We start from the raw sequence: 15,382 nt of genomic DNA, 5'->3' as shown, positions 1-15,382 counted from the left end.
GATTATTGTTGCTTGAATTGCCGGCTTATCACTGCCTCCCTCATCAGGGTGATATAATGCCAGTCGAGCCCTTTTTCTACAAGATAGTGGGCATCGGCGTCAAAGTCATGCGTGAATGCGTCGACCTTGTCTCCTTTTTCCATCACGAGTGCGGTCCTGTATTGCGACAGGGCCTCGGCAGCGCGATGGCTGCACAACAGCACGTGACCATAGTTGAGATGGTCTTGTACTTCGTCCTCACCACTCTCGATGATTTTCTTGTAATAGTTCTCGCTCTGCTCAAAATTGCCCACTGCAAAAGAGCACCAGGCAATGGGCCTCCAGGCCTTGTGCTTTTCGGGAGCAAGATAGTCGACCTTGAAGTAATAATTCAAGGCATCGTTGGTTTTTCCCTGTTCAAGAAGACAATGGCCTATGTTTAGGCACAGCGATGCATTGTCGGGGGCGAGCTTCTCGGCCTTCTTGTAATAGACCAGGGCATTGCCCGTGTCTCGCAGGGCTCGGTAGCATGTTGCAATGTGCCTCAAGGTCCACGTGTCGTGGTCATTGACGATTTCATAGCGCTTGTAGAAATCGATGGCCTCGGCAAAGTGCCCTAAATTTTGATGGGCAAAACCTATCTTTTGAAGCACTTGTGGCGTGACGTTGTGGTCAACCTCGAGGATGCGGCCATAATAGCCTATTGCGTCGTTGTAGAAGCCGTTTTTCATATAGAACTCTGCAATTACTCCTAAGTTCAGCTTGTCGTCGAGTATGTGTCTTAGAAAAGGAATTTGCAGAAAGTCCATGCTTGAGTCAAATATCGACTTGAACTCGGCTCTGCGCGAAAAGAGCTTGAAAAACCGGTACAAGTCCTGGATGTATCGGTTGGCCAGCATGTCGCGTTGGCGCTTCTTGTCGTCGGGCAGTTCGGCCGACGTCATCTCCTTGAGGCTTGCATTCTGGGCGTCAAATTGCGACATCATCATCTTGCGTTGCATTTCAGGCACCGACCCCATCGAGAAGGCAAATGAATACTTGTCGCTGTCGCACAGGAATGGCGCATCGGCTATCACCTTGCGCAAGGGGCTTTCGCCTGGTCCAAATGTGGAGTCGATCGAGCTGTGGCTGTCGTGATAAGGCATAAACCAGTTGGCCATGATGTTGAAGAAGGGGTAGCCCTTGAGGTGTGAGAATGTGGAGACAAACACATCGCCGCCTTCAAACTGCAGTTCTTGCAGTTCTTCCATCTTTTTGGTGATTCCGCTTTTTTCAAGCCAATCGGCCCATTCCGGGTTGTCTTCGAGCTCCGATGGATCGACAATGCCCGATTTGCCTTTTAGTTTATTCAGCAGGTCGGGGTTGATTTTCATTAGGTTGGGCATCAATTCTTCACGCATTCGTTTAGATATGTTCTCGGTGTTGCGTGAATAGATGAGACGCCGCAAAATCGACATCACATCGTTTCTGAAATGTGCACACTCGTCCAGCAACCGCAACCTGGCTTCCAGTTGATGGTTGCCCAACAGGCGTGTGTGATACTGGTAGATAATGATGATGGCTGCCGTGAGCGCACGTATCTGGAGGTCGTCATTGTCGCTGTTGATGTAAATGTCGAGCAGCAGGTTCAATTTTGACGGGTCGTAAAACTTGGTCGAGCCAAGCAGCAATGCCGATATGAGCAATCCCTTGAAGTAGCCTGGCACTTGCTGCGAAGTAAACACGCTCGACACGGCAGCGCAATCTTCGGCACTGAGGGGGAATCGTGTCCACACCTGGTCAAACATGTCGGTCTCGGTCATTTCAGCGGCTCGCTTCACTTCGGCAAGTGCCTGCTGGTTGAGCCTGCTGGCAGGCGCGGCTTGCAGCAGCTGGGAGCGCTTTGCCAAATTGTCATATTTTGAGACAATCTCGCCTATTGTGCCGCGTGAGTGGGTGGCCCATCGTGTATAGAACAGCTCATAAGACTGGTTGCACGACAGGGCTATCACGCACAGGTCGGTGAGCGTGTAGATACTTTGGGTGATGTCTTGCAATATTTTTTTACGTCCTGTATCTTGTGCGCCTGCAACAACATATTGTAGCAGAGAGTCGTAGGCAGTCCTTTGCTGCTGGTATTGCTCTCTCAGTGTGTAGTCGGCGGTTGCATCGATGAGCATTTTCAGCTTTAGCAAAGCGGCATACACGCAGTTGTCGCCCAGCAGCTTGAGAATGCTGGTCTTCGTCTTGTTGATTTCTTGTAAGTTCATAACTTAAGGATATATATTTTTTTATCACTTACAAATACCATGCAAACTTAGTGAAAAATCACAGAACTTCAGTGATCCGATCGACTTTTTGCGGCCATGCAAAAAAGCCTTGGCCACGTCGAACCAGGTCAAGGCATGCGAAAAAAAATTGCGACTGCACAAGCAATAGCTGTTGCTCCAGTGTGAGCAGGGGCGTGACTGCAAGCGTATCAACGCAGGCGCTCGCTGTCGCTGAGCAGCTTCTTGTCGTGAGAAATTCCCCGGTAGGCAAGTGCATAGCACACAATGGCCAAGAGCGGCATTAAATTGCCAATGTGCATGACACTCACGTCGCCCATGGCCTTCTGCGTGAATGCCAATACCAGAATGCAAAGCACCATCGCAATCGTGAGGGCAATGCACATTGCGCACAGGCTCATTTGCGCTTTAAGATTCTTGTACCTGATGATGGTGATAATCGAAATCACGATGATCAGGGCATCCATGACCATCAAGAGCAGGTCGGGGTGTGTGTCACTGCCCTTGGCCCCCGAGACCAATGCTCCTAAAATGTATTCTTGGGGACCGACTTGAATCGAGATCGATGTCATGAATGCAAATGCCGCCATTAGTATTGTAGCGATAAGTAGATAGACTGTTTGCCAACGTTGTAGTACCATTATTTTTCAGTAAATGCGTTAATAAATTGTTGTAATAGGTGTCTGCAAAATTAAGAAAATTGAGGGTAAAGTGAAAATTATTTCAATTTTTCCTTCAAGTACTTGCCAGTGTAGCTTGCCTCGCACTGGGCAATTTCCTCGGGAGTGCCTGTGGCAACAATGTTGCCTCCGTCCATGCCGCCCTCGGGGCCGAGATCGATGACATGATCGGCACATTTTATGATGTCCATGTTGTGCTCTATCACAACGATGGTGTGTCCCTTTTCGATGAGCCTGTTGAAGCACTTTATCAAGGTGTTGATGTCGTGGAAGTGCAGGCCCGTCGATGGCTCGTCGAAGATGAACAAGGAGTGCTCCTTTTTGTCTCCGCTCATGTAGTAGGCAAGTTTCACACGCTGGTTCTCGCCACCCGACAGGGTCGACGACGACTGGCCGAGCTTGATGTAGCCCAGGCCCACATCTTGCAGCGGCTTGAGCCGTGCCACAATCTTTTGCTCATTGAAATCGCTTGTTTCCGAGAAGAAGTCGATGGCTTGGTTCACCGTCATGTCGAGCACATCGGCAATGTTTTTCCCTCTGAAGGTGACCTCAAGCGCATTCTGCCCATATCGTGTGCCATGGCATGCCTCGCATGTGAGCGTGATGTCGGCCATAAATTGCATTTCAATCGTTATGGTGCCTTCTCCCTTGCATTCTTCACATCGACCGCCCGCATTGTTGAACGAGAAAAACCCTGCACCATAGCCCATCTGTTTGGCCAATTGCTGCTCGGCAAACAAGTGACGTATCTCGTCGAAAGCCTTTAGGTAGGTCGCTGGATTGCTGCGCGTGGATTTTCCAATAGGGTTTTGATCGACAAGCCTCACGCTGGTTATCATGTCGAGGTCGCCTTCAAGAGAGCTAAAGGTGCCGGGTGCTTCAATGTTCTCGCCAAAATGGCGCGACAAGGCTCGATAAAACACATCGTCGACAAGGGTCGACTTACCCGAACCGCTCACGCCAGTGACTGCTGTCATGACGCCGAGTGGAAATTTCACGTCGATATTCTTCAGGTTGTTCTCGGCGGCGCCTTTCACCTCTATGTAGTTGCTCCACCGGCGTCGAGTGCGGGGGACTGGGATGCTAAGCTTGCCGGTTAGATATTGAGTCGTGTAGCTGATAGGGGCACTCTTAATTTGTTTCACTGGCCCTTGGTACACAATCTTGCCGCCACGTCGGCCGGCTTCGGGCCCCACGTCGATCAGGTAGTCGGCAGCACGTATGATTTCCTCGTCGTGTTCTACCACCACAACCGTGTTGCCCAGCGACTGCAGCATGCGCAACACCTTGATGAGCCTGTCGGTGTCGCGAGAGTGCAGCCCTATGCTGGGCTCGTCGAGGATGTAGATCGACCCCACGAGCGAGCTTCCAAGCGATGTGGCCAGGTTGATGCGCTGGCTTTCGCCTCCCGACAGGGTCGACGACAAGCGGTCGAGGGTGAGGTAGCCCAGGCCCACATCGTTCATGTAGCCCAGTCTGTTGTTGATTTCGTCGAGAAGGCGTTTTGAAATCTGCGCTTCGACAGGGTCGAGCGAGAGGTGACTGAACCATGTCGAAAGCTCATGGATAGGCGTCTGTACAAGTTCGCCTATGGTTTTGCCGTTGATTTTCACATAGCTGGCTTCGGGCTTGAGCCGTGACCCGTGGCAAGTGGGGCAGGTGGTTTTGCCCCTGTATCGGGCAAGCATCACGCGGTACTGTATCGAGTAGGACTTGCTTTTGAGCCATTTAAAGAAGCCGTCGATGCCTGGAAAGCCGTCAACACCATGCCACAATTGGTCTCTTTGCTCTTGGGTGAGCTGGAAGTAGGGACGGTGGATGGGGAATCCCGTGCGTGAAGCAACGTGGATAAACTCTTTTTTCCACTCGCTCATCACCTGGCCTCGCCAGCACATCACAGCGTCGTCGTAGACCGACAGGCTCTTGTTGGGGATAACCAGTTTCTCGTCGATTCCCACCACTTTTCCAAATCCCTCGCAAGTGGGGCAGGCGCCAATGGGGTTGTTGAAATTGAACATCAGGTCGGAGGGCTCTTGGAAGGTCATGCCGTCGGCCTCAAATCGCTTGGAAAAGACATGCTCCTTGGTGGTGCCGTCGGGCAGCCACACCTTGAGGATGCACTCGTCGTTGCCCTCATAGAAAGCTGTCGACAGCGAGTCGCGCAGTCTCATCTCGTTTTCTTTGCTGTGTGTCACGGCCATGCGATCGATGAGCAGCCTGTAGTGACAGTCGCACTTTCCCGAGTTTATCACATCTGAGATCTGGACAAAGGTCCCGTCTTTCTCCAGTCGGGAGTAGCCGCCCTTGAGCAGCACGTCGAGCTGCGACAAGGCGTCTCTGCCATTGGGAACTGTTATCTCGGTGAGAATGGCAAAGCGTGTCCCGTCGGGATAGCTGTCGACCACTCTCACTACATCGTCGGCAGTGTGCTTTTTTACAAGGGTTCCCGATATGGGAGAGTAGGTCTTGCCGATGCGTGCAAAGAGCAGGCGCAGGTAGTCGTATATCTCGGTCGATGTGCCCACAGTGCTCCTTGAGTTGCGCGTGTTCACCTTCTGCTCAATGGCTATCGCGGGGGGCAGGCCCTTGATGAAATCGCAATCGGGCTTGGTCATCCTGCCCAAGAACTGGCGGGCATAGGACGACAGGCTCTCCACATAGCGGCGCTGGCCCTCGGCATAGAGCGTGTCAAACGCTAAAGAGGACTTGCCCGAGCCCGACAGCCCTGTGATGACGACAAACTTGTTGCGCGGGATTGTGACATCTATGTTTTTTAGATTGTTTACGCGTGCACCTTTTATGATAATGTCATTTGAAACCATCTCGTCGTTTTTAATTATAATCTGCAAAATTAGTAAAATATAGACCACAAAAAAATCCATGCAACCAGTAATTACTAATTATTTATAAAAACGGCTCGCTTTGCTTGCAAATGCCAAAAACTATTTCTAATTTTAGGCAAAATTTAGCTTTTGATAGCACACATGTTTGATAAAAATTAATTTTAAAATTGTATAAGTTATGAAACCTATCAACATTATTATGGCAGTCATTGGCGGTGCAATTGCTGGTGCTGCAGTGGGGTTGCTTTTTGCTCCTGAAAAAGGCAATGTTACCCGGCAAAAGATTGTGGATGCCCTGAAGAGAAAAGGGGTGAAGCTTGATCCCGACAAGATCGACGAGCTGGCCGACGACATCACAAAGGAACTTGAAAAATAATCTCTTAAACGCGAATCTATATATATCATTATGAAGTATATCTTATATTCTTTCTTGGGAGGTGCCGTTGTGGGTGCAAGTATCGCAATACTCTTTGCCCCCGCCAAGGGTGAGGACACGCGCAAGCGCATTAAGGACCTGCTGAAGAAAAAAGGGATTGATTTCACCGACGACGAGGTGGAGCGTCTGGTGGATCAAATCAGCGCGCAAATCGAGCAATAGCTGCCGCGCTGGTGTTGTAAGACACAACATGGAGTTGAAAAAACTGCATCAAATGCATGGCGTGACACAATGCGCCATGCATTTTAAATCGATAATTAAGGCAAAACTCTTCTTTCATCAATGATTGACAATGAATATAAACAACTGTGGCAACAGGTGAAAAACCACATCTCGTTGCAGTTGCAGTACTCAAAGCTCACCTTGGCCGAGAAACTCACCTTGCTGGCGTCGAGGCTGATACTGGTGATGGTTGCGATCATGCTTGGCGCCTCTGTGATGCTGATACTGTCGGGAGCCTTGATCGTTGCCCTTGCAGCAGTTGTGGGGGAGACATGGATTGCTTGCTTGATTGTGGCCGCAATCTATCTTGTCTTGCTTCTCCTTGTTTTTGCATACAGGCATAGTCTCATCATCGATCCGGTGACAAGATTTATTACTAAGCTTCTTTTAGGTAACGACGACAATAACGCCACACAAAGTCCAACAGAATGAAAGTTAACTCAACTAACGATAATAGCCGCGCTGGCCTCACATTGCCTCAATTGAGATACCAGCGTGCCATGGCCCTGGTAAAACTGGAGATGAGCAAGGAGCAACTGGCCTCAACTGTCTTTCGGGCCAAGCAGCGGGCTTCAAGCGAGGGCCTGAGAGGGCTCTTCATGAGCAATATTGCAATTAAAAGAATGAAGATTGCCGATTATGCCTTTTTAGGGTTTAAATTGTCTCAATTGGTATTTAAGCTATGGAAAAGACGTGGCAAGTAGTAGAATTTTAACTAAGGAGGTCTTCGTGTTGGCCTGGAGGAACGGAATTGTTGGGGTGCAGGATATATAAGCCTACAAGTTCTCCTGTCTCATTATCCTCTGCAACTACTGTATAAGACTGGCTGTTAAAAAAGAAGCTGTCAGCTGACTGTTCCGTCAGTTCATCTTCTTGAGGGAATGCAATACCGCCACGGACCACCTCATTCCAGATGCTCATAGCAGATGCTGTGTCTTGTACCCTGTATTTTTTCTGATGGTAATCATAATTTCAAATTCCTATTTACCAGTCTGTTTACATCTCTATCTTTTTAGTTTCCTGTATAGTCATATAAGTGTTTCTATTGTTTTTGATGCATTCTTACTAATTCTATTGCCTCCTTGCCCGTAAGGTGCTCTATGTCGAAACATATCATCAACATCCGAGACAGACCGTTTTCCAACTCTTTCTGCAAAGCTTCCTCTTGGTTGGGATTATACCTGTCGCCAAGCATTCTGGCTGTTTCCTGCTTCTGGGCTTCATCCTCGATGATGTGGATTCTGCCAAATGCTATCACACTACGGAAGAAGGTGGTGTACTTCTCTGGTTGCACATCGTCTTGTTCGATGACACAGAACGAAGCCTTATCGCTTCTGCGAATGGCATCGACCTTGTGACCACTCAATGCGCTGTGGAAATAAAGTTTTCCTTTGTTATAGATATAACTGATTGGGACGGCATACGGATAATCGTTGTCTCCCAGCAAAGCCAAAGTCCCAGCCGTGGATTTCTGTAGTATTCTGATGCTTTCCTCTTCCGAAAGCTGTTGGCGTTTGCGCCTCATTGGGCGAAATTGTTCTATCATAATAATGCTTTTAATCCTATAATTGACCCTATAAGGGTGGTTAGAAAGAATAATCTCCAGAAGGTGGCCGGTTCACGGAATACAAATATGCCTATGATCACTGCGCCTACGGCACCAATTCCTGTCCATACGGGATATGCCGTGCCTAAGGGTATCGTCTGTGTGGCTTTGGCCAGAAACATTGCCAGTTAGCGTGCGCCACGAAGTGCATAGCAGAACTTGCTGATGACGGGTTCATCACCACGCTCCAAGGCCACCATCAGCTGTTTCTACAGCGGTAAGTTCTCTGGCTCAAAGGTATTAAAAATTATCGAACTACGAATTATACTGTATTTACAATTATACTTTTTATAATACGTCAATTTCTTAAATTGCTATTTGTAAACTAAAGAGGTCTTCGTGTTGGCCTGGTGGAACGGAAGGCCAATATGAAGACCTCTTTAGTTGCGTCCTATCTTATTCGCGATATTTTCTATGGTTTGCTTCTAACCTTGTGCTCCTACGAAAAAATTAACTAACTATTGTTGAAAATCAAGTGAGTTAAAAGAATTTCTTTGTTTTCTGGATTACTTTGCTTGTTCGGACAACTTTTATGGATGAAAAGCATAAATTGTTCAGACTGAAAGAATATTTAGTATCCATCCTTATGTCGTTGGGGCTTGAAACAGTTTACGAGCAAGGAAGCCATGGCAAAGGCAATTCCTACCCCCACCACACCTGTCCACCCGTAATGCTGCCAAGACAGACCGGAAACGAATGTACCGGCAGAACCACCCAAAAAGTAAATGGTCATATAAACGGTATTGATACGATTGATGGCAGATGCGTCAAGGGCGACTACGCTGGTCTGATTCGACAAATGGATGCATTGCATACCGGCGTCAATCAAGAGGATGGCGATTATCATCCACAAGTAACTGTCATTTCCCCAAAATGCCAACAACCATGCAAACAAGATGACGCATCCTCCGACAATGGAGAAGAACCTCGCACCGTACTTTTGGACGTAGCCGCTGATGAAAACCACCGTGGATGCACCTGCCAGTCCACACAAACCGAGTGCTCCGATAATATCGTCGCTTGCAAAGAAAGGCTCTTGCTTCATTCGGAAAGCAAGGCAACTCCACAAGGCAAAGAAAGAGCCATAAGCCAATGCCGCCCTCAACGACGCGATACGCAAGTACGGGTATTTGATAAGCAGACGCAACAAGGATTTCATCAGCCCTGCATAACTTTCTCGTGAACGGGCAGGCAACATGGGCAGCATTTTGTGAATCATCAGAAAACAACCGAGCATAAACATGCAAGCCACAAAATAGACAGAACGCCATCCCCATATATCGGCGAGAAAACCACTGAATACCCGTGACCCAAGAATGCCTATGAGCAAACAGGACTGTATAATCCCCACGTTGCGCACCTTGTGGTCTGGAGCTGAATTATACGACACCAAAGGAATGAAGAACTGCGGCATGACCGAAGATGCCCCGGCAAGCAAAGATGCGCCCCACACCCAGTAGATGTTCGGGGCGAATGCTATGGCAAGCAAGGCACACGAAGAAACGATGTAATTGGTCAATATCAGTCTCTTTCGTGAGACCCAATCACCAAGCGGGATGACAAACACAAGTCCGGTCACATAGCCTATCTGGGTCAATGTCGCCACCATGCTGGCGGAAAAGTCGCTAACCGCAAAATCCTTAGCCATGCTGCCCAACAGAGGCTGGTTATAATAGCAGTTGGCAACGGAAAGCCCGGTAGCAACTGCCATCAGAGCCAGCAGAGGCGCCGGAATGCCTTGGTTCTCCCTCAATTCATACTTCATCTTCCACCTCCTTTCAGTATGACACGATTTTCAATCCTATCAAGGATGCAATGAGCGCGAAGAGAAAGAAAAGCCGGATGGGAGTGGCAGGTTCCTTGAAAACGAATATCCCAATTAAAACCGTACCAACCGCTCCGATTCCCGTCCAAATGGCGTACGCAGTTCCCAAAGGCAAAGTCTGTACCGCTTTGGCAAGCAAAGTCATGCTCAGTACGGTAGAGGCAAGGAAACCGCTTCCCCACAAATAAAATTCAACTCCTGATGCCGCTCTCGCTTTCCCTAAACAAAATGTGAGGCTCACCTCAAACAATCCTGCCAATAATAAGATTATCCAATTCATACCTATGATTTATTAAATTCGGGCGCAAAAATAAACAAACAACCCCTAATAGCTTTTTACATTTGGCAAAATCAGACTTTTCATTTGACAAAAAAACATCTGTTTATTCTCGTTTCCGTATGCTATTTTATAATTTTGCACACTAACAACAGCAATGAACTATGGATATAAAGGAAATCATCAACCAAAGATATGCCATGCCAGACGCATCTTTAGACAGGTTGAAACAATGCCTGACTGAAGTCTCATATCCCAAAGGATTCCGAGTATTGAAATGCGGCAAGGTGGAGAAAGACATCTTTTTCATTAAACAAGGCATTGTCCGTGCCTATACTTCGGTGGATGGGAAAGAAATTACTTTTTGGGTCGGCAAAGAGGGAGCGACCCTTGTTTCTATGAAAGGCTATGTAAATGACGAGCCAGGATATGAAACAATGGAATTGATGGAAGATTCCGTCTTATATGTATTGAAAAGGAAAAAATTGAAAGAGTTGTTTTCGGAAGACTTGCACATCGCCAATTGGGGACGGCGTTATGCGGAGATGGAGCTGCTTGCCACTGAGGAACGGCTGATTTCTATGTTGTCCGCTATCGCTTCGGAACGGTATAAGGAGTTATTGGAGAAAGAACCAGATTTGTTACAGCGATTGCCGCTGGGAAGTATCGCCACCTATTTAGGCGTAACGCAGACAAGTCTGAGCCGGATTAGGGCAAAAATCACACGGCCGTAATACTGGTCGATAAACTCTGGGAACGAGCCTGCTGTAAATTGCTCAAGTTTCGGAAGTAAAAACATAAGACCGAGTTGTGCGGCAGGAGGGCATATCTATGGGGATTAACCCTGCTTTGGACTACTTGTCCATGCCGTCAGCAGTTGAAATAAAAGCTGGAGCAGCGACGGCAAACTGACGGCTTATATGATAAATGGCACTTTGCTAAGTGCCAAAGCGATCTTTGAAACACTGATATTGTCACGTATGGGCACTATGAGGGCTGTCCGCCAAGAAATGAGTTTTGACGTGCACTTGCTGGCGGTCAAAATTGATGTCGTTTCATTTGAGGTTGCGTGCCTCAAAGGCGCGACGGCTGCAGTCGTAGATGACCGAGAGCGGAGGGATAGTACCCTCTCAATTGCTTACGTCGGAGATTTTCTTCGGCCTATGTAAAGCAAGACGGGGTTTTACGGTATGGCAACGTGCCATGCCGGCCCCAATCTGCTCTAATATACACAGAATTAATGAAGTAACAAATAACAGACAACAGCTATTGGTGGAAGGCTTTAGCTTTTACGCCGTAGCGGAAATTAGTACAACTAAGAATATTTAAAAAAAGTTTTTTGATTATTGATTTTTCTTTTATATTTGCAGTACAATTTACACTTAGAATATGATTATTAACTAAAAACAGAATTGCCTATCGACGTGACCATTACTTATTGACAAAAAGATTAAAGTAATGAAAAAATTAAGTGACGAGAGCGATGAGCGCCTTATCTGCCTGTATGCAGAAGGGTGCAATGAGGCTTTTGACGAGCTGATTGAAAGGCATAAAAATCGCGTTTTCTCTTATATTTTCCATTCGGTGAAGAACAGCGAGCTGGCCGATGACATTTTTCAGGAGACATTTGTCAAAGCTATCATGACGATACGCCAGAAGCGGTATGTCGAGAACGGTAAGTTTTCGGCATGGATTACTCGTATAGCACACAACTTGATTATCGATCACTTCAGGCAGGAAAAGGCCGAAAACTTGCAGTCTACCGATGCCACTGAAGTTGATATACTCAATCGCAAGGAATTGAGTGAATCTACGATCGAAGACAACATGATATCGACTCAAATCGAGGACGATGTGCATAGGCTCATCAATGCCTTGCCCGACAACCAGCGCCAGGTTTTGCTCATGCGCTATTACAGGAATATGAGCTTCAGGGAGATAGCCGATGCAACCCAGGTGAGCATCAACACTGCGCTTGGTCGCATGAGATATGCCATTCTCAACATGCGGCGCATGGCCGAAGAGAATAAAATCATCCTCACTATGTAAACGTTTTGTTGTGGCAAATACAGCTTTCGAGCCAGTTGGCAAGAATGGACACTACAAAGGAGTTGCTCTGTCATATCCGCATGGAACAGATTTAGAAGCTATAGCTCTTATGAACTTGAATTATACACCGTTGTTAAAGACTGATAAGAATAGAAATACTCCGGATGGTGGAACCAAGGGGTTTGCAAAAGGTATTATGATTCATGTTGGAGGAGACTATCAAAATAAAGCTGGGGACACATTTACTACAGGTTTGTATGGCTGTTTTGGGATTTCTTCTGGTAATTCTGCTATAAAAAATTCATTTCTGATGTTGTAACACGCCAAGGACAAAACAGAGACAAAACAATTAATATAACAGTTCAGAAAAGAAATAATGTTGATTGGAATTATGTGGTAGATAGTAGTGGTAATAAATTTACGATTCCAAGTTCTTTAAAGAATTTTTTGAAGAACAACTCTTCTGAAAATGGCAATATTGTTAATAAGACAATGGAATTTAAATCAAATTATCCAAATGCTTCTAATAAACAAACTTTAAAAAGTGCAGGTAGTGCTGGAAGTAGTTCAGGATGTCTTGGCTCTAGTGCTGGGTCAAGTGCAAACAGTTCTAGCACACGTTCTTCTTCTAGTGGAAATTGTTCTGGTTCTTTTGGAAGTGGGAGTAATAGCAGCAGTAGTCAAGATTTCAATAGATGATTGCTATGAGAAAGTTGTTAATATATTACTTAGTAATATCATTCTTGCTTGTTATAGTCTATGCCTTATTTGTTATTAACGCATATGTTAGTATAAAATATGAAGTAGAAACACTATATAACGATGTGATAGTAAGTATGATTTACCAGATATTCGATACTGGTGTTATTGTAAACTTTATAGGGCTTGTTATAAACATGCTAATAGTTATAGGCTTGTATATGAAGATTCGCTGTATCAAAAATAAAAAAGAACAAAGATCATAATATTTAGTGTTTAAACCATCTAAGGGTCTCTGAAAGAATATTTAATTTTTCAGAGACCCTATTACCAAATATATATTTTATTACGTAGAATATAGGTTTCACCTTCTGTACATTTATTAATTAGACAGTTATCGGCTTACCCAACTTTTTAAAGTGGACTCTATGATACAATAAATACCGTTTACTATCGTTTTCTTACTATAACACAAAAAGTTAGCGAGATGAAAATAACATTAAGACAAGGCTTCAAACCGCCTTAAAAATCAGCAGGGAATATCAGAGGATTTTTCCCTTTGAATCTTTGACTTATTCCCTTTTGCAGAATCTGCTCCACTACCGTAACCGATGCGCTTCACAACGTGCAGGCTACCCATGCCAATGGTAGTGGCAAGACTTTGAAGACCATTCAGACGAAGACTCGCCGCACGATGATTGTGCCTAACCAGGCGATAGCAACCTACGTGACGCAATGGACTTACGACAGCCACAACCGTCTGTTGGAGATGATTTATCCTGATGAGGAGAAAATCACCTACTCTTACAATCTCGGTGGTCAGCTTGAAAAAGTTCATGGCTACAAGTCATACGGCTACGATTATGTAAGCAAGATTGGCTATGACAAGTTTGAGCAGCGCACATACTTGAAGTATTGCAACGGTGCTGAGACCTTCTACACTTACGACCCACAGCGTCGCAGATTGCATAACCTCACGGTAAACAGTGGTGGCAACACCATTATGGACAATGCCTATACATACGATGCGGTGAGCAATGTGCTCAGCGTTGTAAATGGTGCGTCAGTTCCACAGAGTGGCAAGGCTGGCGGACAGATGGCGCATACCTATACATACGATGCCCTCTACCGTCTTGTTGGTGCAACTGGTACTTATACTGGTGCAGACAACAAGACCGCAAGTTATACTCTTGCGATGGGTTACGACAACATGCACCGTATCACATCGAATCGTCAGATTCTCACGCAGAACAATGTGCAGTTCAACGGCACATTGAATGCAGGTTATGATTTGTCATACACCTATGGAACAGAGACAGGAAAGAAGTTCCAGCTTGCCAATGTGAATGATGTGAACTACCGCACGGAGGAGACGCCTTCAGAGACTGAGAATGTGAACAACAATCATGCCTATGAGTATGATGCCAATGGTAATCTTGTTTATGTCAATACAAGCCGTACAAAGAAGGAAGGCGTGGCTGATGAGAAGACCGCAGAACGAAAGCTCAAATGGGATGAGGAGAACCGTCTCCTTGCTTCTGATGACAACGGTTTCGTGACTAACTATTGGTACGATGCTGATGGTGAGCGCACAGTGAAGACATCAGGCGAGAGTGACCAAGTTTATGTGAACTCTGAGTTTGCTCGTGGTCGCACAAACACAGCCAAGTTCTCTTTGTATGTGTCTCCTTACCTCGTTGCCAACCAAGGCGGACGTTACACCAAGCACATCTATATCGGTAGTCAGCGTGTCGTTTCCAAGATTGGTGACTTCGACTCTTACGGATCAGACCCACGCCGCATCCAGTATGCTGGCAGCGATACTGACGGCTTGTCTGTTGATTATAAAGCTAAATATACCGGGCAGTTGCAGGTTGTCAAGGATAATTATGCAACCTTTAGATAAGGTAAGCTGCATCTCGGCAATTAAAATGAATTCATTTTGTATTGCTCTCGATTTGCATTACCTTTGCTGTGCCGTACAATGGTGATGACAATAACGACTATGTCGATGGCAAGGGCTTCTGCTGCAATGACGGCAGCTTGGAGGCTGCGCAAGCACGTGTAATGGCAAGAGCAATGAAGAACAATTTCCAAGAGGGCGATACATACGAGAAGATGCAGTTCTACTACCACCCTGACCATTTGGGTAGCAGTAGTTACATCACCAACCTTGATGGCGAGGTGGTGCAGCACATTGAGTATGTGCCGTTCGGTGAGGTGTTCATCGAGGAGAGAAACAACATGTGGAACGCCCCTTACCTCTTAAATGCCAAGGAATTGGATGAGGAGACAGGATTGTATTACTATGGAGCGAGGTACTATGATCCGAGGTTGAGTCTTTGGCTTTCTATAGATCCCAAAGAGGAAAAATATTCCAATGTGTCAACGTATTGTTATGTTATTTCTAATCCGCTGAAATATACAGATCCTACAGGTATGGAAATTGATATGACAAAAGTTCGTTTGGCTGATGAACAACTTAAATTGTCAACAACT

At 46.2% G+C, this 15,382-nt stretch carries 15 protein-coding genes and 2 pseudogenes; 9 read left to right on the top strand and 8 right to left on the bottom strand.

The genetic code is table 11. The features are described 5' to 3' along the window. Positions 1-2: 2 nt before the first annotated feature. The 3 genes from GF423_RS01025 to uvrA form a co-directional block, all read right to left on the bottom strand. The gene (locus tag GF423_RS01025; RefSeq protein ID WP_154326596.1) at positions 3-2,228 is read right to left on the bottom strand and encodes a tetratricopeptide repeat protein; all 2,226 of its coding nucleotides are present in this window, start codon (positions 2,226-2,228) and stop codon (positions 3-5) included. Positions 2,229-2,437: 209 nt separating this feature from the next. Next, positions 2,438-2,887, bottom strand: coding sequence for a DUF4293 family protein (locus tag GF423_RS01020; protein ID WP_154326595.1), 450 nt, complete (start codon positions 2,885-2,887; stop codon positions 2,438-2,440). 77 nt (positions 2,888-2,964) lie between these two features. Beyond that, the gene (uvrA, locus tag GF423_RS01015; protein ID WP_154326594.1) at positions 2,965-5,748 is read right to left on the bottom strand and encodes an excinuclease ABC subunit UvrA; all 2,784 of its coding nucleotides are present in this window, start codon (positions 5,746-5,748) and stop codon (positions 2,965-2,967) included. Positions 5,749-5,947: 199 nt separating this feature from the next. Here uvrA and GF423_RS01010 point away from each other — a divergent pair, with 199 nt between their 5' ends. The 4 genes from GF423_RS01010 (at position 5,948) to GF423_RS00995 (ending at position 7,131) form a co-directional block, all read left to right on the top strand. Continuing rightward, the gene (locus GF423_RS01010; protein ID WP_154326593.1) at positions 5,948-6,145 is read left to right on the top strand and encodes a YtxH domain-containing protein; all 198 of its coding nucleotides are present in this window, start codon (positions 5,948-5,950) and stop codon (positions 6,143-6,145) included. Between the two features lie 30 nt (positions 6,146-6,175). Further along, positions 6,176-6,367, top strand: a complete 192-nt coding sequence (locus tag GF423_RS01005; RefSeq protein ID WP_154326592.1) for a YtxH domain-containing protein — start codon at positions 6,176-6,178, stop codon at positions 6,365-6,367. Between the two features lie 120 nt (positions 6,368-6,487). Continuing rightward, on the top strand, positions 6,488-6,859 hold the full coding sequence (locus GF423_RS01000) for a phage holin family protein (protein WP_154326591.1): 372 nt from the start codon (positions 6,488-6,490) through the stop codon (positions 6,857-6,859). Then, positions 6,856-7,131 (top strand): hypothetical protein, encoded by a 276-nt coding sequence (locus tag GF423_RS00995; RefSeq protein ID WP_154326590.1) that lies wholly within the window; start codon positions 6,856-6,858, stop codon positions 7,129-7,131. The genes GF423_RS01000 and GF423_RS00995 overlap by 4 nt, the downstream gene beginning before the upstream one ends. A gap of 7 nt (positions 7,132-7,138) precedes the next feature. On the opposite strand, the gene GF423_RS00990 is transcribed toward GF423_RS00995, so the two are convergent. The 5 genes and pseudogenes from GF423_RS00990 to GF423_RS00970 form a co-directional block, all read right to left on the bottom strand. After that, positions 7,139-7,348 (bottom strand): hypothetical protein, encoded by a 210-nt coding sequence (locus tag GF423_RS00990; RefSeq protein ID WP_154326589.1) that lies wholly within the window; start codon positions 7,346-7,348, stop codon positions 7,139-7,141. A 121-nt stretch (positions 7,349-7,469) separates the two neighbouring features. Then, on the bottom strand, positions 7,470-7,970 hold the full coding sequence (locus tag GF423_RS00985; RefSeq protein ID WP_154328947.1) for a NimIJ family nitroimidazole resistance protein: 501 nt from the start codon (positions 7,968-7,970) through the stop codon (positions 7,470-7,472). Then, positions 7,970-8,161 (bottom strand): annotated as a pseudogene (locus GF423_RS00980) (DMT family transporter); the annotation flags it as partial. The gene GF423_RS00985 and the pseudogene GF423_RS00980, both read right to left, overlap by 1 nt. A gap of 443 nt (positions 8,162-8,604) precedes the next feature. Beyond that, positions 8,605-9,798 (bottom strand): MFS transporter, encoded by a 1,194-nt coding sequence (locus tag GF423_RS00975; protein ID WP_154326587.1) that lies wholly within the window; start codon positions 9,796-9,798, stop codon positions 8,605-8,607. Between the two features lie 13 nt (positions 9,799-9,811). Next, positions 9,812-10,138 (bottom strand): DMT family transporter, encoded by a 327-nt coding sequence (locus GF423_RS00970; protein WP_154326586.1) that lies wholly within the window; start codon positions 10,136-10,138, stop codon positions 9,812-9,814. Positions 10,139-10,299: 161 nt separating this feature from the next. Here GF423_RS00970 and GF423_RS00965 point away from each other — a divergent pair, with 161 nt between their 5' ends. The 5 genes and pseudogenes from GF423_RS00965 to GF423_RS14015 form a co-directional block, all read left to right on the top strand. Further along, positions 10,300-10,869, top strand: coding sequence for a Crp/Fnr family transcriptional regulator (locus GF423_RS00965; RefSeq protein WP_154326585.1), 570 nt, complete (start codon positions 10,300-10,302; stop codon positions 10,867-10,869). A gap of 724 nt (positions 10,870-11,593) precedes the next feature. Then, positions 11,594-12,184: a sigma-70 family RNA polymerase sigma factor gene (locus GF423_RS00960; protein ID WP_154326584.1), complete on the top strand. Its 591-nt coding sequence runs from the start codon at positions 11,594-11,596 to the stop codon at positions 12,182-12,184. A gap of 10 nt (positions 12,185-12,194) precedes the next feature. Beyond that, entirely contained in the window at positions 12,195-12,503 is a 309-nt protein-coding gene (locus tag GF423_RS00955) for a hypothetical protein (RefSeq protein ID WP_154326583.1), read from the top strand. A gap of 74 nt (positions 12,504-12,577) precedes the next feature. Beyond that, positions 12,578-12,883: a hypothetical protein gene (locus GF423_RS00950; RefSeq protein ID WP_154326582.1), complete on the top strand. Its 306-nt coding sequence runs from the start codon at positions 12,578-12,580 to the stop codon at positions 12,881-12,883. 1,003 nt (positions 12,884-13,886) lie between these two features. Further along, positions 13,887-15,325 (top strand): annotated as a pseudogene (locus tag GF423_RS14015) (RHS repeat domain-containing protein); the annotation flags it as partial. Positions 15,326-15,382 lie beyond the last annotated feature (57 nt).

Origin of the sequence: Sodaliphilus pleomorphus (genome assembly GCF_009676955.1) — a bacterium.
Taxonomy (GTDB): domain Bacteria; phylum Bacteroidota; class Bacteroidia; order Bacteroidales; family Muribaculaceae; genus Sodaliphilus; species Sodaliphilus pleomorphus.
Note: the sequence above shows the minus strand (reverse complement) of the source record. Positions and strands in the feature narration are given on the sequence as shown.